The organism is Microcoleus sp. N9_B4 (assembly GCF_036701635.1).
Lineage (GTDB): Bacteria > Cyanobacteriota > Cyanobacteriia > Cyanobacteriales > Microcoleaceae > Microcoleus.
In genome coordinates, this window is sequence record NZ_JAUBRC010000003.1 from 154,612 (window position 1) to 172,155 (window position 17,544).

Consider the following 17,544-nt stretch of genomic DNA (forward strand, 5'->3'; position numbering starts at 1 on the left):
TGGGGTCAAGAATTTGCCAAGGTAAGTTGGTGCGAGTTCAGTAAATCATGGGGGCGAATTGCGAAAGGGTAGCGATCGCCTTTGACCTTCAAATACTTGTCAACTATTTCCAAAACCTGTTCGGGATTGGCTGGCTTGCTCAAAAAATCGGAAGCACCTGTCAATTTCGCTCGCGTGCGGTCAATTATACTGTCTTGACTGGTCAAAAACACGATCGGAGTTTCCCGAAAAGCAGGTGCTTTTCGCAAAAAATTGCACAAAGCAAAGCCACTTGTCTTCGGCATTACCACGTCCATAAAAATTAAGGCAGGCTTTTGTTTGGCGAGGATGCCCACTCCCTGCATGGGGTCTTGAATTTTTAGGACTCGATACCCCTCCGGCAATAAAATTTGCTCTAAAAATTCGCAAACTGTCGGACTGTCATCGATACAGGCAATCAAAGGGCGACCCGGCCCTGCGATCGCCGCGGCAAGGCGCCACTGTTCTATAGGCGACGGCAAGTCTGGTACTGTTCGGAAATTTACTAAACCCTGCTTGATGTAATTAACTAAAGCGCGAGTTGCCACTGTCACGCACTGCTTTTTCTTAAATGCAATATCCCAAAGAGTATTCTCGCCGTTGAATACGTTACCCAAAGCGATCAAAGAATTAGAACTAAATCGATTTTGCTGCAACTGGGCCGATGCTTTTAAAAGTGGTGCTTGTTCTGGATCTACCAGCCACAAACCCATTGCTTTCCACTTCTGCCAAATTTCTTCTGTACAACACAGAATTTTCTCTACTTCTGTTAAAGACAGCAGCAAAGAAGAGGTAATGGTAGAAAAATATTTCTGGGACGGACGCCACTCCCGGCGCAAACCCGATTGACCGATCAGAGCAAATAACACTTCGGAAAGGCTGGTGTGGACGATCGCCCTAGCTTGTTCCAGGCTCATTTCGCTGGCTGCTATCCCTCGCTGAAGCAGTTGATATTCCCACAGTTCTCCAGCATCGAGGTCTCTGAGATCCACTTGAAAGTTTCGACAGTGTTGCCCGATCGCCCTATACCAGCGCCTCGATCTGTGCGATCCTCCTGTGGCATAAACCAAACAACCCTGAAAAAAGTAAAGTTGCCACTGCTGTTCCCCTTGCTCTAACAGCAGTTTCCCCGTTGCTTGTTTCTGGCTGAGTACAGCCAGAGTATGGGACAACATTTTGTATCCGATTGCGGTAGCAGACATATCAACTCGCATCCCCTGTACTCTGTTTGTACCATTATATAGCTGCTGAGTTTTGAAAGATAACAGTAATTTTACTGATTATTCTGCGAATGTAACCCCATCAGGGAGTGATTCCCCCCAGGAGTTTTAGCCATGAGGATGTAACGGCTATTTGCCCTATTAACTAATAACTAAAATTCGGCTTCTAACTAATAACTAATTGCCCTTGCTATCTGTGGGAGGTACTGGATCGTAACCCCCTGGATGAAAAGGATGACAGCGTAAAATTCGCTTAACTGCCATTGAGCTGCCGCGGGCCGGCCCAAATCTTTCTATTGCTTCGATCGCGTATTGCGAACAAGTTGGCTGAAATCTACAGGCGTTAGGCAGGTAAGGAGAAATCCCCATTTTGTAGCCTCGGATTAATCCAATTAGCAATATCTTCACAATTTTTACCTCAGCGATTGATTAGATTAATAGCCAAATATCGTCCTGTATCGCTGTCAGCTAGGTGCATCGAAGGCATTCTCAGCATTTATAATTACGCTAACTTTCCCATTATAATTATACCTATTTTCCTTTTTATTTTAGATAGTTAAAGCACAATTTGAGGAGATAATATGGTACTTGTCTCTGAGTTGGCTACTTGACCGATACCTAAAAAATTACCGTCTCGATCGTAAACCTGCATCGGATAGGGAGGTTCGGGTATTGGGTTGTGGAAGGGATTGTTCGTACTTTCCTCCTCTGGCCCGATCGGCGTTTCGGGAATTGGGAGGCGCTGTCCTTGAAACCAGCGTTTGGTATATTCAGGGGAAAGGACGATCGCCCCTAAATGTCCCAAAACCGCCGATGGCAAAATCGGGCAGAATTTATTCTCCTGCAATTGCAGTTCCAATTCTTCAAAAGTTAGACTTTGGTCGATCGAAAAACCGCTACTTTCGGTGCGAGTCAAACAAGCCAAAGTACCGCCTGCATTCAACAGTGCGCCCAAATCCCGCGCGATCGCCCGAATGTAAGTACCCGCCCCGCAGGCGATCGACAAATCCAATTCAGGAAAATCCCCCGATCGCCAATCCAATATTTCCAGCCGAAAAACCTCAACATTTCTAGCAGCAACTTCCACAGTTTCGCCTTTTCTCGCTAACTCATAAAGGCGTTTTCCTCCCACCTGCACCGCACTAAAACTCGGTGGAAATTGCTCGATTTTTCCTAGGAATTTTGGCAGTGCAACTTGCACTTGTTCCAAACTCAACTCCGGTACAGGTCGAGAATGGATAATTTCTCCTTCTAAATCGTCAGTAGCGGTAGTTAAGCCAAAGCGAATCGTGCCTCGGTAAGCTTTATTGTGTTGGAGATATTGCAGCAGTCTGGTTGCTTTGCCCAGGGCGATCGGCAAAACGCCAGTCACAGCAGGATCGAGGGTTCCTCCGTGTCCGACTCGCTTGAGTTTCAATAGCCGGCGCACTCGCCCCACGCAGTCGTGAGATGTCATGCCCGCAGGTTTGTTGAGATTGAGAAAACCGTCAGTAGTCATTAGGAAGAAGGAAGAAGGAAGAAGGAAGAAGGAAGAGGGAAGAAGGAAGAAGGAAGAGGGAAGAGGGAAGAGGGAAGAGGGAAGAGGGAAGAAGGAAGAGGGAAGAAGGAAGAGGGAAGAGGGAAGAGGGAAGAGGGAAGAAGGCAACGAAGCAGTGTACGGCATTTAACGGAGAGAAGGAAGCAGGAAAAAGGAAGAGGAAAAGTTTTGAGATTGCTTTATTTGGGAACGCTAAAGCTAACGTTATTCGCAACGCGAAAATGGTTTTGAGTTAACAAGTTCAACATTGAAAAGTTAAAATTACAAAGTACCCGCCAGCCCAATTATTAATTCGCAATTCCCAATTCGCAATTCCCAATTCCCCAATACCCAATTAAAGAATAAAGTCTGCCTGACTGATTGAAGCGCGGGCAACTCCGAATAAAGTAGCCAGAGTTTCCTTGGTGTCTGTAAGCTGAATAATTGTACTCGGCGAAGTTCCGGCCCCAGCCGAAATGGTGATTTCGCCAAAGGTGAGGCCGGCAGTCAAGCGAATTTGATCCGTACCATCCGTAAAATCTGTAATCACATCCCCGTCTGCCAAACGCCCGATCGCAAAAGTATCGTTTCCGGCGCCGCCAGTTAAAGTATCTCGCCCGCGATCGCCCGATAAACAGTCATTGCCGATGCCACCAAAAAGCGAGTCATCGCCGGCACCCCCAAAAAGCGAGTCATCGCCCGCGCCTCCTAACAAAGTATCGGTGTCTTGGTTGCCAAACAGCAAATCATTGCCATCGTCGCCCAGCATTGAGTCAGAACCTTTGCCGCCGTAGAAAGTATCGCCGCCGGCGCCGCCCAAAACGCTGTCGCGGCCGGCACCGCCGAACAGCAAATCATTGCCAGCGTCCCCCAGTATTGAGTCGTCGCCGTCGCCACCGTAGAGGGAATCGTCGGCGCCTAAGCCAAAAATGCTGTCAGGGCCACCCAAACCAAATATCAAGTCCGCGCCCGCACTACCCCTGAGAGAGTCGGGGCCGCTGGTGCCATTCCTGCCGCCAGATGCCCCGGAGGGACGGGTACCGCCGCTGGGGGTTGGGGTTGTGACGGGAATTGGTCGAATTGGCACTGATGATGGCATGATTCTGAAGATGGGTAGAAATTTTCCATTCTAACTTAGCCTAAAACCGGAAGTTATACGCTCGCCAACCGCCCAGATCAGAAATATCGATCGCATCCGCCACAGCATAAGATTCGCACAAAAAGCCCTGCACCGTGGAGCCGTCCTCCAACACCAGCGTACCAATTCCCAAGGGCGGGGGAATTTTAGCGACAAATCCGCCGAAAGCGGAGATCGACAACTCCCAAACTTCCACCTCGATCGCGCTACCGCCCTCTATCTGACGCACCAATCCCGGCTTGCCCAGAGCATTACCCGTCAAAGCGTACAGCTTGTAAATCGGGCTGGTACGGCAGGCGCGAACCAAAATGCCTCCCCCCTCAATTAATTGATAATTCAGCGGCTCGCCGCTCAAATGAGCGCCAACTACGGCTATTTTGACTCGTTCTTCTGAGGAAGTTTTGGCTGCGATGGCGGGTTCCGGGACGGTTGGCAGTGGCAGGCCGGTTGCGCCCAAAGTTCCCCCCAAGCGATCGTGGAAAGCAGATCCCAGGCGACAGAGCGATAAATCGTGCCACGCAGGAGCCATCAGTGTCAATCCTGCAGGCAATCCGCTGCTTTGAAACCCGCTGGGAACTGCGATCGCGCACAAATCGAGCAAATTCGCAAAGTTCGTGTAGCGGCCGAGATTGGTGTTGAGCGCGATCGGTTCGGCTGCAACTTCTGCGACTGTATAAATCGTACCAGTCGTGGGAACCGCCAACACATCCATTGACTGCCACTGAATTTCTGCCTGCTGGCGGAGTTCGGCCAATCGGTACGACGCGCGGTAGGCTGAGACGGCATCGTAGCGTTTGCCGCCGCTGATAATCTCGTAGACGATCGGATCGATCGCATCTGGGTGCGCGTCGATGAAATCACCGATCGCCGCCAACCTTTCTGCTACCCAAGGCCCGCCGTAGAGCAGTTCGGCAGCATCCGCAAAGGGTTTGAAGTCAATAGGTGCGATCGTGCAGCCCAAGGATTGCAAGCGCGAGATCGCCTCTCGGTAGCGCTGTTCGGCTTCTGCATTCCCGAAAAATTCGAGTTCGCCGTCTGCGGGAATTCCCACCCGTAAGCGGGATAAATCTGGCAAAACTTTCGTTTCAGGGCGACGAGAAAACGCATCCTCAGCGTCGAAACCGCTGGCTACTTGCAGCACGGAGGCTGCATCCGCACAGGTGAGAGCGAACACAGAAACGCAATCGAGCGATCGCACCGCCGGTAGCAGGCCGCGAGTGCTTACCAGCCCGCAACTTGGCTTCAGCCCGACAATGTTGGTAAAAGCAGCGGGAACCCGCCCCGAGCCTGCGGTATCGGTACCCAGAGCAAAACTCACCAATCCGGCGGAGACTGCTGCTGCGGAACCGGAACTCGATCCGCCGGGGATGTAGCGCCGATCGAACGGATTGCGACAAACTCCATAGGGCGTGCGGGTTCCCACTAATCCTGTGGCAAACTGATCCATGTTTGTTTTGCCGATCGCGATCGCACCTGCCGCGCACAAACGCTCTATGACTGCGGACGATCGCGCTGGAGTGCGAGCAAACTGCGGACATCCCGCCGTAGTCGGAACGCCCGCCCAATCGAGATTATCTTTGATCGCAAAAGGTATCCCGTAGAGTGGCAATTGCTGCGGGTCTAGGTTTTCCAAAGCTTTGGCGCGTTCGAGGGTTTCCGCCTGCGGTGCTAAATAAATCCATACCGCCGGATCTGCATAGCGTTCGATCCGATCGTACACGCTCGCGATTGCATCTGCAGGCGCGATCGAGCCGGTGCGGTAGCGATCGAGCAGCGAATGAATGTCGAGACTGTTGCTGTAGTTAAATTTTTCCATAATGCACCGTCAGTGGATTTTAGATTTTAGATTTTAGATTTTAGATTGAAGAATTGACTTCATATCATTTTCGGAGAGATTCGGACTTGTATGATGTTAAATTTTGTAGGGGCGGGTTCACCAACAATAATTGCCCATAATCGACTATCTCATAAACCCGCCCCCGCCCATACTTCGCGATTTCCAAGCGCCCGGTTTAATCTTCCAAAAATTTTAATTTGACAAATCCCAGAAAAACCGTTTTTTGTAACATTCTACACATTTTATCATCAAGTTTGCTGTTACCGTTTGAAACGTAGCAATCTAGTAAGACTGCAAGCTACAGTATGCTTACCTTTCAAAAAGCTAAGTAGATTGCTGTTACTGACAGTCTCGAATAACTCCTTGGGTTGCAAACAGGGCTTATACAGACAAAAACCGAAAAAATTTAACCGCTTCTAGGGTTCCGATTTGAATCAGTTTCTAACTCAGCTTAGAAAGTTCAAGTGCTGGTCCGAGAGAAGCAGACTGGTTCTCCCAAGATTTTAATTTTAGGGAAACACTAGCCAGTTACACGGCGGGATAAAAGCCCGGGAGAAACGCGATCGGTCAGCAAGACTCGGTTCGTTAGCTCTCGGGCTTTATCCTTGTATATCAGGGGGGTTTGCGGAAGCTAAGGAAGCCAAAGAAGGTGCAAAAGCTCGATCGACATATTCACCTCTAACCAGCAACTAGAATATCCTATGAATATCCGATATTGCTCCCCCAAAATAACGCGATCGCCCTTGTCCTACTGCGCCATATTTTTTATCACTTTGTTTTTCGCTGTCGGCTGCGTCAACCCGGCAATTTATATCAAAACAACCACAGAAAGCGAAGCAGCTTCTTCAGTAAGTGCTAACGCAGTTCGCCTCGGATTCAGCGCGTGGCCCGGCTGGTTTCCTTGGCAAATTGCCAAAGAACAAAAGATATTTGAAGCCAACAATGTTCCTGTAGACTTAAAATGGTTTGACGGCTACTTAGAATCGATTAGCACCCTCACAGCAGGACAGATAGATGCTAACAGCCAAACCCTCGGCGATACAGTAAACTCCATATCCGGTGGTGCCGATCAAGTAATTGTTTTAGTCAACGACAACTCGACGGGAAATGACAAAGTGATTGTCGCTGAAGGCATCAATTCGGTTGCCGATTTAAAAGGTAAAAAAGTGGCTGCCGAGGAGGGTACTGTCGATCACTTTCTATTGCTGTTAGGGCTGAGAAAAGCAGGTTTATCAGTGCAGGATATTCAATTTGTACCGCTGGAAACCGGCAAAGCTGCGGCGGCTTTCGTCGGAGGACAAGTCGATGCGGTGGCAGTATTTGCGCCGTTTACCACCCAGGCATTAAAACGAGCGAACAGCAAGGAACTGTTTAGTTCCAAAGATTTTCCGGGGGCGATTTCCGATCATTTGGTATTCACCCGAAAGTTTATCGGCGAACACCCCGATCGAGTGCAAGCCCTGGTCAATTCATGGTTTGCAACATTGGAATACATGAAATCAAATAAAGAGAAATCTTACGAGATTCTCGCCAACCGCGCCGGAGTTAGCGTTGAGGAATACAAAGAATATGAAAACGGCACTAAGATATTTACGATCGAGGAAAACTTGAAAGCCTTTCAACCGGGAAACGACATGACCTCATTGCAGTTTGCGGCTTCCGAAATGACCAAATTTCTCGTCGATGTAAATTTAGCAAAAACCCAACCCGATATCAGCACATTATTTGACGATCGCTTTATCAAAGCTTATGCCGAAGGTAAAAGCTAGGAGGCAAAATTTACGATTTTGCAAACACAAAAAACCTTAAAAAAAATACATTTTATAATCCCCAAAATCTACTCCAATAACTCGCTCAACCATTCTGCAATTAAGTCATGCCACCAAATCCCGAACCCCGATCGACGATCCAATCCCACCTCAAGCAAAAAAGCCTAAATCCCACCGTTTTCTGGCGGATTGCGGAAGAGATACCACAACCCCTCAATATTGGGTTAACGGTAACATCGATCGCACTCCCGTTGCTGCTATGGTGGCTAGTAACAACCTTCGCCGATGTAGACCCCAAATTTTTGCCTTCCCCCGGCAAAGTTTTAGAAGCATTTGGTCGGCTGTGGAACACTCGCGAACTTTTGAAAGACACAGTAGCGAGTTTGTGGCGGGTGGGAGTGGGCTTTCTGTTCGCCTTGGTTTTTTCCATACCAATTGGCGTGCTGATGGGCAGCTTTCCCAGTATTCGCGCCTTGCTGGAACCCATGTTCGGCTTGATGCGATATATGCCCGCACCAGCATTCATTCCCCTGCTAATTCTCTACTTGGGAATCGGCGAAGAACCCAAAATAATGCTGATATTTATCGGCGTATTTTTCTTCAATTCGCTGATGGTGATGGATACAGTAAAGTTTGTTCCCAAAGACTTGATCGAATCTACTTATATGTTGGGTGGGAATCGCTGGGAAATCCTAACTCAAGTTATTTTTCCCCATGTTTTGCCGGGAATTCTAGATGCTAGCCGCATCAACTTGGCTGCGGCTTGGCAATTGGTAATCGTCTCGGAATTGATTGCCGCCACCGAAGGCTTAGGCCGCCGGATCAGTGTCGCAGGTCGATTTCTCAGAACCGATGAAATTTTTGTGGGGCTGATTGTCATTGGGGCGATCGGACTGACTTTTGACTTGCTTTTTCAATATCTGCTGCGGGTTTCTTGTAAATGGTCAAGTCAGAAACAGTAAGCAGATTTTGAAGGAAGAAGGAAGTTCGGCAACGGATTATGTAACGGATGTAACGGATGGAAAGAAGATGGAAGAAGACAGTGCTATAAACCTAAAATTAAAAGACTCAATCCCTATCGTTTTTAGTCCTAAAATCGATCTATCTTGGGAATAAAGACATCAATTTTTTACTTACAATACAGAGGATAAACTCATGTTTCTGCAAATCAACAATCTGCACAAAAACTTTGAAACGAAAAACGGTAAATTAGTTGTCCTCAAGGACATCAATATGAGCATCAAGCAAGGCGAATTTATCTGCGCGGTAGGCGCATCCGGTTCGGGCAAATCTACTCTGTTGAGGCAGATTGCGGGATTGGACAAGCCGACAACAGGGTTCGTTAAAATTGATGGCAAAGAAGTTGTTTCGCCTGGGCCGGATCGAGGTATGGTATTTCAGCATTACACTCTTTATCCTTGGATGAACGTGCAGGAAAATGCCGAGTTTGGTCTCAAACTTCAAGGCGTTTCCAAGAAAAAGCGGCGCGAACAAGCTAGCTATTATTTGAATGTGGTAGGATTGACGCAGTTTGCTTCGTCGCTACCGAAGGAATTGTCGGGCGGGATGAAACAGCGGGTGGCGATCGCCCGCGCCCTCGCTTCTGAACCTAAAGTGTTATTAATGGATGAACCTTTCGGCGCCTTGGATATCCACACTAAAGAATCGATGCACGAATTCATGCTCGATTTGTGGCGCCGCACTCAGATTACAATCTTTATGATTACCCATGATGTCGAAGAAGCGGTGTTTCTTTCCAATCGGATTTATGCTTTGGGCGCTCGTCCAGGTACAGTGAGAAAGGAAATGTCGATTAATTTGCCCGATCGCACTCCCAGCGTTAAACGCCACGCCAAATTCCACGATTACCGCGACGAACTCATGGATTTGATGCGGAAACACGGACAGGAAGCAGTTGCAATGGCTGCTTAAATAGAAATAGGTTTGTAGTTGCACTTTTTGGGCCTGTGCCAAGAGTTTAACTGCCAACCTAAGTAAGTGGAAACTTAACATCTTGCACCATTGTCAATTACCTATTTAGGAACGGGCAAGATGCCCGTTCCACAAAACTCAATTTTATTGTGGAACGGGCATCTTGCCCGTTCTTGAGAATGGTGCAAGATATCAGTGGAGATAAATATTACTTTGGGAGAGGGCGAGTTTTGCCACTACAGAATACTATTGTTGGTTTCGCTGACTCCACCCAAATACATCAAGAGGAACTTATGGTGCAACTATCGATCGACACAAACTCACAAATTGATTCTGACCTCGTATTAATGCAAGAAACCGTACCGGGCGGCGCGTACTGGTCGGGAGTCATCAAGCGGGGAAACACCCTGCGAATCACCGATTTAGAAGGCTCTCGCGGCGTTTCCATGCTGTGCTACAACGCCGACAATGCGATCGAACGTTTCAACGCAGCAGACACCGCCAAAATTCAATTCAACGCCTTTCTCAAACAAGGCATGGTAATCTACACAGACATGGGGCGCATTTTATTTTCCATCACCCAAGACACCTCCGGCTGTCACGATTTGCTAGGAGGATGCAGCAACGCAATTAGCAATGCCAAAAAATACGGGGAAGGAGACTGGAAAAACTCCCGCGACAACTTCCTCAAAGCCCTAACTCGGTGGGGCTTGAGCAAAAAAGATATCATGCCCAACCTCAACTTATTTACTCGCATTGCCGTCAAACCAGACGGCACGATGGAGTTTCGCGAAGGCGGCGAGAAACCGGGTAGTTTTATCGATTTGCGAGCCGAAATGAACGTATTGACAATTATCTCTAACTGCCCCCACATCCTGCATCCGGGTTCAATTTACGATCCAAAACCCATCCAAATTCAGATTGTGAAAACCCCCGCACCCGCACCAGACGACTTGTGCCGCACCGCCAACCCGGAAGCAGTGCGCGGGTTCATCAACACCGATGCTTTGTTCGTGCAATAAACTCTATTCCACAACTCAATCTTATCCGCATCAATCTGCGGTGAAACATTCTGCAATTTCCTCATAAAAAGTGAACCATGACTGCCACTACCCAACAACTTCTCGATCCAAAAACTGCAATTTATAACGAAGTTTTACCAGCCACATATCCCTGGGCTCGTGTCATCAAAAAAGGACAGATTCTCCGCATTGTAGATTTAGGCGGAAATCAAGCAGTAGATTTTTTAGTTTACAATGCCGATGACCCTTCCGAACGCTACAGTGCCCCCGATACGATCGTCAATCAAGGCAACATCTTTGTCACTACAAATAGCCAACTCATTTCCAACGAAGGGCGAGCCATTATGACCATAATTGCTGACTCCTGCGGGCGGCACGATACTTCGGGTGGCGCGTGTAGCTGCGAGAGCAATTCGGTGCGGTTTGGACTAGATAAAAAATACCAGCACGCCTGTGTTGAAAATTTCCTCGCCGCAATTCTTCCCTACGGTTTGGGTAAGCGAGATTTAGTCAGCAATATCAACTTCTTTATGAATGTTCCGGTGAGCGAAGATGGTACGCTTGAAATTGTTGACGGCATCTCCGATCCGGGAAGTACAGTTGATTTGCGAGCCGAAATGAACGCGCTGGTTGCTATTTCTAATTGCCCGCAAATGAACAATCCTTGTAATGCTTACAATCCTACGCCGATTCAGTTGATTGTTTGGGATGCGGTGTAAACCAGGGTAGATACTGCCTCCGCAATCTTTTTAGGGGCGGGCTAGAAGCCCACCCCACAACAAAATTTAATGTTTGTGGAACAGGCATCTTGCCTGTTCTTCAAGATAGTACAAGATGTCAGCAGACACCAATTACCAATTACCATTAACAATTACCAATTAACAATTACCAATTACCAATTACCCCAATGTTTAACAAAGTTTTAATTGCAAATCGCGGTGAAATTGCCTGCCGAATTATCCGCACGCTCGATCGCCTCGGAATTGCTTCGGTAGCAGTATATTCTGAAGCCGACGCCCACGCCAAGCACGTTTTCGCCGCCAGCGAAGCCGTTTGTATCGGTGCAGCCGCCGCAGCCGAGAGTTATTTGCGGTTCGATCGCATTCTCGAAGTTGCGCGCCAAACTAAAGCTCAAGCTATCCATCCCGGTTACGGCTTTTTGAGCGAAAATGCGGAATTTGCCGAAGCTTGTGCCAGCGAAAATATTGCATTTATCGGCCCGACTCCAGATCAGTTGCGCTGCTTTGGATTGAAGCACACCGCGCGGGAAATAGCCGCTGCAAATCAAGTGCCGCTAACTCCCGGAAGCGAACTTTTAGCAAGTTTAGAGGATGCCCAAAAAGCGGCTGGGGCGATCGGCTATCCGGTGATGCTCAAAAGTACCGCAGGCGGCGGCGGCATTGGTTTGCAGGCTTGTTTTGGCGATCGAGATTTGGCAGAAGCATTTGAAAAAGTACAGCGTTTGAGTCAAAGCAATTTTAAACAAAGCGCTGTTTTTTTAGAGAAATATATTCAAACAGCTAGGCACATTGAAGTCCAAATCTTTGGAGATGGCAAAGGAAATGTCATAGCCTTGGGCGAGCGAGATTGTTCGGTGCAGCGGCGCAATCAAAAAGTAATTGAAGAAACCCCAGCCCCTGCTATTACCGACGAACAGCGAAATCAGTTGTACGGTGCAGCAGTGCGGTTAGGAAAAGCGGTAAATTACCAGTCAGCGGGTACTGTTGAATTTGTATTTGATGTCGATGCGAAACAGTTTTATTTTTTGGAAGTCAACACGCGCTTGCAAGTTGAACACGGCGTTACTGAAGCTGTCAACAACATCGACCTCGTTGAGTGGATGGTAAAACAGGCTTCTGGAGATTTGTTCCCCCTGGAAGAGTACCGCTATCAGCCGCAGGGACACTCAATTGAGGTGCGAATTTATGCGGAAGATGCCGGCAAGAATTTTCAGCCGAGTTCCGGGTTGCTGAATCAAGTTACGTTTCCCGAAAACGTCCGCTGCGACAGTTGGATAGAAACCGGCACGGAGGTTACTCCTTTTTACGATCCGCTGCTAGCCAAAGTAATCGTTTGCGGGGATAATCGAACCCAGGCGATCGTAAAACTAAAAGCTGCTTTAGATGCCAGTGAAATAGCGGGAATTGAAACTAATTTAGATTACCTCCGCCAGATTTTGGACGATTCCAGATTCAACCAAGGTGAACTGAGCACGCGCTTTTTAAACTCTTTTGAATACGCACCTTTAACGATCGATGTATTGGATGGGGGAACCTACAGCAGCATTCAAGATTATCCGGGGCGGATTGGCTATTGGGATGTTGGCGTGCCGCCTTCTGGGCCGATGGATCATCTGGCATTTCGATCGGCAAATCGTTTAGTAGGAAATCCCGAATCGACAGCAGGATTGGAATTCACAGCGACAGGCCCAACTCTGCGCTTTAATGCCGATACAGTTATTAGTTTGACTGGTGCAATTATGAAGGGAACGCTAAACGGCGAATCGGTGCCGTTTTGGACGGCAATTCCCGTAAAAGCTGGCAGCATTCTCAAGTTAAAAGCCATTCAAGGCGGCGGATACCGCACTTATTTAGCAGTCAAACACGGCTTTAATGTCCCCGATTATTTGGGCAGCAAATCAACTTTTGTACTGGGCAAATTTGGCGGACACGCGGGTCGCACGCTGCGTCCGGGAGATGTGCTTAAACTGCATCAAACTGCAACTCTGGAAGCGGAATTATCTTTGCCTGCGGAACTAATTCCCACCTACAGCAATAATTGGGAAATTGGTGTTTTGTACGGGCCTCACGGCGCGCCGGATTTCTTTACTGAGTCAGACATCGAAATGTTTTTCTCTACAGAATGGCAAGTGCATTATAACTCGACGCGGACGGGCATTCGGCTGATCGGCCCGAAGCCCACCTGGGCGCGTCAAGACGGCGGGGAAGCGGGTTTGCACCCGTCTAACATTCACGATAATGCTTACGCGATCGGCACGATCGACTTTACGGGCGATATGCCTGTAATTCTCGGTCTTGACGGCCCGAGTTTGGGAGGTTTTGTCTGTCCTGCTACTATTGTGCAGTCGGAATTGTGGAAAATAGGGCAACTGAAACCGGGGGACAGCATTCGCTTTCACTGTTTGAGTTTTGCTGAAGCTTTGCAGCGGGAGTTAGCACAAGATAAGCAAATTGCTACTTTTTGTTTGCCTGTTTTTGAGGAAAATGCGGAGAAATTGCCCGCAGTTCCCGCTTCTCCAATTTTGCACGAAATTCCCGAATCTCCTGGACAGGTTGCTGTTACTTACCGTCAGGCTGGGGATAAATATATTCTAGTTGAATACGGCCCGTTGGTGCTGGATTTAAATTTGCGTTTTCGGGCGCACGCCTTGATGGAACAGTTGAAAGCAAATCCGTTGCCTGGTGTGATCGAATTAGTGCCGGGAATGCGATCGCTCCAAATTCACTTTGACAGTCGCCAGATTTCGCAACAGCAGCTAATGCAGGCGCTGATTGCGGCGGAAGCGGAACTTCCGGCGATCGAGGATTTGGAAGTGCCGGCGCGAATTGTGCACTTGCCTTTATCTTGGGAAGATGAATCGACGCTGTTGGCCATTGAAAAATATATGCAGTCTGTGCGATTGGATGCACCTTGGTGTCCCAGCAATATTGAGTTTATTCGCCGCATAAACGGGCTTGACAGCATCGAACAAGTCAGAGAAATTGTATTTAATGCTAGCTATTTAGTGATGGGTTTGGGAGACGTTTATTTAGGGGCGCCCGTCGCAACTCCCCTCGATCCGCGCCACCGTTTGGTTACAACTAAATACAATCCCGCCCGCACTTGGACTCCTGAAAATGCAGTTGGCATTGGCGGCGCCTATTTGTGCGTTTACGGGATGGAAGGGCCCGGAGGTTATCAATTTGTCGGCCGCACGGTGCAAATGTGGAATCGGTTCAAACAAACGGCGGATTTCCAGTCTGGTAAACCTTGGCTTTTGCGCTTTTTTGACCAAATCCGATTTTATCCGGTTTCTCATGAGGAATTGCACCGCTGTCGGGAAGCATTTATCGAAGGGAAGTTTAAATTAAAGGTTGAGGAAATCACTTTTAATTTGAGAGAATACAATGAGTTTTTGCATTCTATTGCAAACAGTGCGGCTGAATTTAAAGCGCAGCAGCAGGCCGCATTTAATGCAGAGCGCGATCGCTGGGCCGCCTCCGGGGAATTTGAAGCTGAATCAGCAGCAGAAGCCTCGGCGGATGTGGCTTCGGAAACGGCTGCGGAGGTTACTTTGCCGATCGACTGTGAGGCAGTTGTCGCTCACGTTTCGGCCAATGTTTGGCAGGTGCTGGTTAATGTGGGAGATGCGGTTGCTGAGGGCGATCGGCTGTTAATTTTGGAAGCAATGAAAATGGAAATTGCTATTACTGCTGATGTTGCCGGCACTGTTGCCGAGTTGTTTTGTGAAAAGGGACAAACAGTGACAGCCGGACAAATTCTAGCTGCTATTCAACCGAATTAATCCCTTTGTTGTCAATTCGGGGACAGTAAAAGCCGTTGGATAATTGGGGGATGATTTTGATTGTTTTGTGGGATGAGTTCCTGAGCTCGTCTGATGTATTTTCACCGCAGGCGGGACACCCCACAAGAATCCTCCTCAAATTGTGCAACCCCCACTCATTTAATGAAGGTTTAGCAGCAGTTAGGGCTTCAAAAGGGTGGGGATATATCAATCAAGCAGGCTAGTGGGCGATCGCCCCCAAGTTTCCTCTGTCGGCAGTTTTTCAGAAGGCTTAGCCGCTGTCAAGCGCAATGGCAAATCTGGCTTAATAAATCAAGCTGGAAAGCTGGTCATTTAGCAGGTTCGATGCTCTGTTTAGGCTTGAAATTTGTTTAAACTTACATCTTGCACCATTCTCAAGAACAGGCAAGATGCCTGTTCCACAAAAATTTAATTTTCTTGTGGAACAGGCATCTTGCCTGTTCCTAAAAAGCTTATTGACAATGGTGCAACATCTCAGTTTAAATCTCCTTAACTTAACTCCAGCCACCCAGAATTGATCGGCAAACCATCCTGAAATACCAGCAATTCTCCCGGCTGAATTTGCGTCCAAACTTCGTTATCTGTCAGCGGAAAAGTGGCAATAACAGCTACGCGATCGTCCTCATTGGTCAATTCCCGAAAATCGACTGTTATATCTTCGTCGATCGAGTGAGCGCTAGCAAAAGGTGCTTGTCGCACAATATAATGCAGATTAGTAGAACAGTGGGTGAACAAGTGTTCTCCATCGGAAAGTAAATAATTAAAAATTCCGTGTTCTGCCAAACTTTTAGTAATTTCCTCTAGTACCGGGTAAATTTCCGCTAAAGCAGGCTTACTTTGAGGAAAAGTAGAGCGCAGCTTTTCTAATATCAAACAGAATGCTTTTTCGCTGTCAGTTTTGCCAACCGGTTTGTAAACTCCGGCACATTCTGGATCAAAGTTTTCGAGATTTCCGTTGTGAGCAAACACCCAATAACGTCCCCAAAGTTCCCGAATAAAAGGGTGGCAGTTTTCCAGAGCAATTTCGCCTTGGGTAGCTTTGCGGATGTGAGCAATGACGTTAGTTGAATGAATGGGATAGCGACGCACTACTTCTGCAACCGGAGAAGCAATCGCAGGTTTAGAGTCTATAAAAAGGCGACATCCCAAACCTTCAAAGAAAGCAATTCCCCAACCGTCTTGATGAACGTCTGTTCTGCCACCTCTTGCAGAAAAACCCTCAAAAGAAAAGCAAATATCTGTCGGAACATTGCAGTTCATTCCCAGTAATTGGCACATAGCTTTTAAATCTCTGGAGTTTGAATGGATGTCGCAGCTATTGGCAGCTACAGATTTGCGATGATAGTATTATAGTATGAATTGATTTAGCCTAATAAAAAAAAACAATAATTTTGGATGGTCAACCATAATGCTACTTAAACTTAAATTTTAAAAAATGCGTGAAGCCAAGCTATCCCGAACGCGCGTGCGAGCCCGTTGCGGTAGGGAATCGCCCAAAATTCAATCGCGTTCCCCGGAGAACAGTCTTCATCGTTCCAGTTGTCCTGCAATTTTGTTAATTAAATTTATGTAAAATTCACTTTTGTGGGGGAAAGTCTGAAAGTTGTTTGATATCCTTCAAAACTATTTGAGGCTTCCCTTTGTACTGTTCTACTTTCCCACTGACATACACATATCCCCGTCCCAGACCCGCATAACGCTTCTCGATTAGGCGCTTCAAGGGAGCTCTTTCATCAGTTTCAGCATCCGGTATCCACAAATCTAATTTATGATACACCGAACCAGCATAAATTAGAGCGCTCCCGCCGATCCATTTAGTAATTCCCGCCTGCAAATCGCAGAAAATAGTAATAGATTTAGCTTTATCAGAAGCCGCTAATATTTTCGGGTAGTGCAACCTCAAAGAAAGCGCTCCGGCCGTTGCTTCCGACAACCGAAACTCTTCAACAATCGAGCCTCGCATCGACCACCAAGGCAGTAAATTAGCATAGTTGCGAGAGGGGATTTTGGCATTAGTAATCGGATTCCAAATCATCAGATTGTAAGCTTTTGCTGCCGATTCTGCCTCAGTCATTTGTCGGTGATACAATCGGGAGCGCCCGTACTTGACGAAGTAGGGACTCCAGCCTTCTTCAATCAGTTTAAGATTGTAATTTTCTCCATCTTTATGTACGTAACAAAGGAGACGCCCGTAGTTGTCACGATGTTTTTGTAGAGCCACTTCAACCGAATCGTCTGTATCAAATTCTATGTCAACTTGAGCAAGTCCGCCATCTGCTGTCGCAAAGTATTTTTTAGCCATTTCCGTACCTGCTTTCCCCGCCGCAGTTACAGGTTTAGAGCCTCCCGGATGACTTTCTTCTGTATCGACGCAAATCAGGCGCAGAGCCTCGGTTTTGCCGTTGAGAGAAATTTTGATGCTGTCGCCATCAACTACTTTAGTTATTTGCAGGTTCGGAATTCTGGTTGCCATATTTTGAACCCTGTTGCATTTGAGATTTCATGCAGATATCGGTTGAATCATACACGAGTTCGCTATCAATAGC

At 47.6% G+C, this 17,544-nt stretch carries 15 protein-coding genes and 1 riboswitch; of the genes, 8 read left to right on the plus strand and 7 right to left on the minus strand.

What is annotated here, in order from left to right:
• Positions 1-5: 5 nt before the first annotated feature.
• The 3 genes from QUA43_RS03015 to truB form a co-directional block, all read right to left on the minus strand.
• Positions 6-1,220 carry a response regulator gene (locus tag QUA43_RS03015; RefSeq protein ID WP_333370890.1) on the minus strand — a complete coding sequence of 405 codons (1,215 nt, stop codon included), beginning with the start codon at positions 1,218-1,220 and terminating at the stop codon, positions 6-8.
• Positions 1,221-1,415: 195 nt separating this feature from the next.
• Positions 1,416-1,646 (minus strand): membrane protein insertion efficiency factor YidD, encoded by a 231-nt coding sequence (gene yidD / locus QUA43_RS03020; RefSeq protein WP_333370892.1) that lies wholly within the window; start codon positions 1,644-1,646, stop codon positions 1,416-1,418.
• Positions 1,647-1,794: 148 nt separating this feature from the next.
• On the minus strand, positions 1,795-2,736 hold the full coding sequence (gene truB / locus QUA43_RS03025; RefSeq protein ID WP_333370893.1) for a tRNA pseudouridine(55) synthase TruB: 942 nt from the start codon (positions 2,734-2,736) through the stop codon (positions 1,795-1,797).
• Between truB and QUA43_RS03030 the strand changes: the two genes are divergently transcribed.
• The gene (locus QUA43_RS03030; protein ID WP_333371043.1) at positions 2,693-2,905 is read left to right on the plus strand and encodes a hypothetical protein; all 213 of its coding nucleotides are present in this window, start codon (positions 2,693-2,695) and stop codon (positions 2,903-2,905) included. The two genes, truB and QUA43_RS03030, sit on opposite strands and share 44 nt — an antisense overlap.
• A 204-nt stretch (positions 2,906-3,109) precedes the next feature.
• Here the strand turns inward: QUA43_RS03030 and QUA43_RS03035 are convergent, their stop codons facing one another.
• Together QUA43_RS03035 and atzF are read right to left on the minus strand one after the other, a co-directional pair.
• Positions 3,110-3,853, minus strand: a complete 744-nt coding sequence (locus QUA43_RS03035; RefSeq protein WP_333370895.1) for a calcium-binding protein — start codon at positions 3,851-3,853, stop codon at positions 3,110-3,112.
• Positions 3,854-3,893: 40 nt separating this feature from the next.
• Positions 3,894-5,708 (minus strand): allophanate hydrolase, encoded by a 1,815-nt coding sequence (gene atzF / locus QUA43_RS03040; RefSeq protein WP_333370897.1) that lies wholly within the window; start codon positions 5,706-5,708, stop codon positions 3,894-3,896.
• Between the two features lie 426 nt (positions 5,709-6,134).
• Positions 6,135-6,286, plus strand: a riboswitch (guanidine-I (ykkC/yxkD leader).
• 144 nt (positions 6,287-6,430) lie between these two features.
• On the opposite strand from atzF, the gene QUA43_RS03045 reads away from it, so the two are divergent.
• The 7 genes from QUA43_RS03045 (at position 6,431) to QUA43_RS30755 (ending at position 15,314) form a co-directional block, all read left to right on the plus strand.
• The gene (locus tag QUA43_RS03045; protein WP_333370899.1) at positions 6,431-7,498 is read left to right on the plus strand and encodes an ABC transporter substrate-binding protein; all 1,068 of its coding nucleotides are present in this window, start codon (positions 6,431-6,433) and stop codon (positions 7,496-7,498) included.
• 107 nt (positions 7,499-7,605) lie between these two features.
• Positions 7,606-8,460, plus strand: coding sequence for an ABC transporter permease (locus QUA43_RS03050; RefSeq protein ID WP_333370901.1), 855 nt, complete (start codon positions 7,606-7,608; stop codon positions 8,458-8,460).
• A gap of 193 nt (positions 8,461-8,653) precedes the next feature.
• Positions 8,654-9,430, plus strand: coding sequence for an ABC transporter ATP-binding protein (locus tag QUA43_RS03055; RefSeq protein ID WP_333370903.1), 777 nt, complete (start codon positions 8,654-8,656; stop codon positions 9,428-9,430).
• A 179-nt stretch (positions 9,431-9,609) separates the two neighbouring features.
• A complete protein-coding gene (locus QUA43_RS03060; RefSeq protein WP_333370905.1) occupies positions 9,610-10,452 on the plus strand; it encodes an urea amidolyase associated protein UAAP1 in 843 nt (280 codons plus the stop codon).
• A gap of 77 nt (positions 10,453-10,529) precedes the next feature.
• The gene (locus tag QUA43_RS03065; protein ID WP_333370907.1) at positions 10,530-11,171 is read left to right on the plus strand and encodes an urea amidolyase associated protein UAAP2; all 642 of its coding nucleotides are present in this window, start codon (positions 10,530-10,532) and stop codon (positions 11,169-11,171) included.
• 188 nt (positions 11,172-11,359) lie between these two features.
• Entirely contained in the window at positions 11,360-14,977 is a 3,618-nt protein-coding gene (gene uca, locus QUA43_RS03070) for an urea carboxylase (protein ID WP_333370909.1), read from the plus strand.
• Positions 14,978-15,200: 223 nt separating this feature from the next.
• Positions 15,201-15,314, plus strand: a complete 114-nt coding sequence (locus QUA43_RS30755; protein ID WP_445301945.1) for a WG repeat-containing protein — start codon at positions 15,201-15,203, stop codon at positions 15,312-15,314.
• Positions 15,315-15,487: 173 nt separating this feature from the next.
• Here QUA43_RS30755 and QUA43_RS03075 read toward each other — a convergent pair whose 3' ends face one another.
• Together QUA43_RS03075 and QUA43_RS03080 are read right to left on the minus strand one after the other, a co-directional pair.
• Positions 15,488-16,276 (minus strand): class II glutamine amidotransferase, encoded by a 789-nt coding sequence (locus tag QUA43_RS03075; RefSeq protein WP_333370911.1) that lies wholly within the window; start codon positions 16,274-16,276, stop codon positions 15,488-15,490.
• 298 nt (positions 16,277-16,574) lie between these two features.
• A complete protein-coding gene (locus QUA43_RS03080; RefSeq protein WP_333370913.1) occupies positions 16,575-17,471 on the minus strand; it encodes a thermonuclease family protein in 897 nt (298 codons plus the stop codon).
• Positions 17,472-17,544: the final 73 nt, after the last annotated feature.

Bases quoted from the DNA above. Each gene is read 5' to 3' on its own strand.
- QUA43_RS03015 (WP_333370890.1), bottom strand. From the start codon at position 1,220: ATGTCTGCTACCGCAATCGGATACAAAATGTTGTCCCATACTCTGGCT.
- QUA43_RS03030 (WP_333371043.1), top strand. From the start codon at position 2,693: ATGCCCGCAGGTTTGTTGAGATTGAGAAAACCGTCAGTAGTCATTAGG.
- truB (WP_333370893.1), bottom strand. From the start codon at position 2,736: ATGACTACTGACGGTTTTCTCAATCTCAACAAACCTGCGGGCATGACA.
- QUA43_RS03035 (WP_333370895.1), bottom strand. From the start codon at position 3,853: ATGCCATCATCAGTGCCAATTCGACCAATTCCCGTCACAACCCCAACC.
- atzF (WP_333370897.1), bottom strand. From the start codon at position 5,708: ATGGAAAAATTTAACTACAGCAACAGTCTCGACATTCATTCGCTGCTC.
- QUA43_RS03045 (WP_333370899.1), top strand. From the start codon at position 6,431: ATGAATATCCGATATTGCTCCCCCAAAATAACGCGATCGCCCTTGTCC.
- QUA43_RS03050 (WP_333370901.1), top strand. From the start codon at position 7,606: ATGCCACCAAATCCCGAACCCCGATCGACGATCCAATCCCACCTCAAG.
- QUA43_RS03055 (WP_333370903.1), top strand. From the start codon at position 8,654: ATGTTTCTGCAAATCAACAATCTGCACAAAAACTTTGAAACGAAAAAC.
- QUA43_RS03060 (WP_333370905.1), top strand. From the start codon at position 9,610: ATGGTGCAAGATATCAGTGGAGATAAATATTACTTTGGGAGAGGGCGA.
- QUA43_RS03065 (WP_333370907.1), top strand. From the start codon at position 10,530: ATGACTGCCACTACCCAACAACTTCTCGATCCAAAAACTGCAATTTAT.
- uca (WP_333370909.1), top strand. From the start codon at position 11,360: ATGTTTAACAAAGTTTTAATTGCAAATCGCGGTGAAATTGCCTGCCGA.
- QUA43_RS03075 (WP_333370911.1), bottom strand. From the start codon at position 16,276: ATGTGCCAATTACTGGGAATGAACTGCAATGTTCCGACAGATATTTGC.
- QUA43_RS03080 (WP_333370913.1), bottom strand. From the start codon at position 17,471: ATGGCAACCAGAATTCCGAACCTGCAAATAACTAAAGTAGTTGATGGC.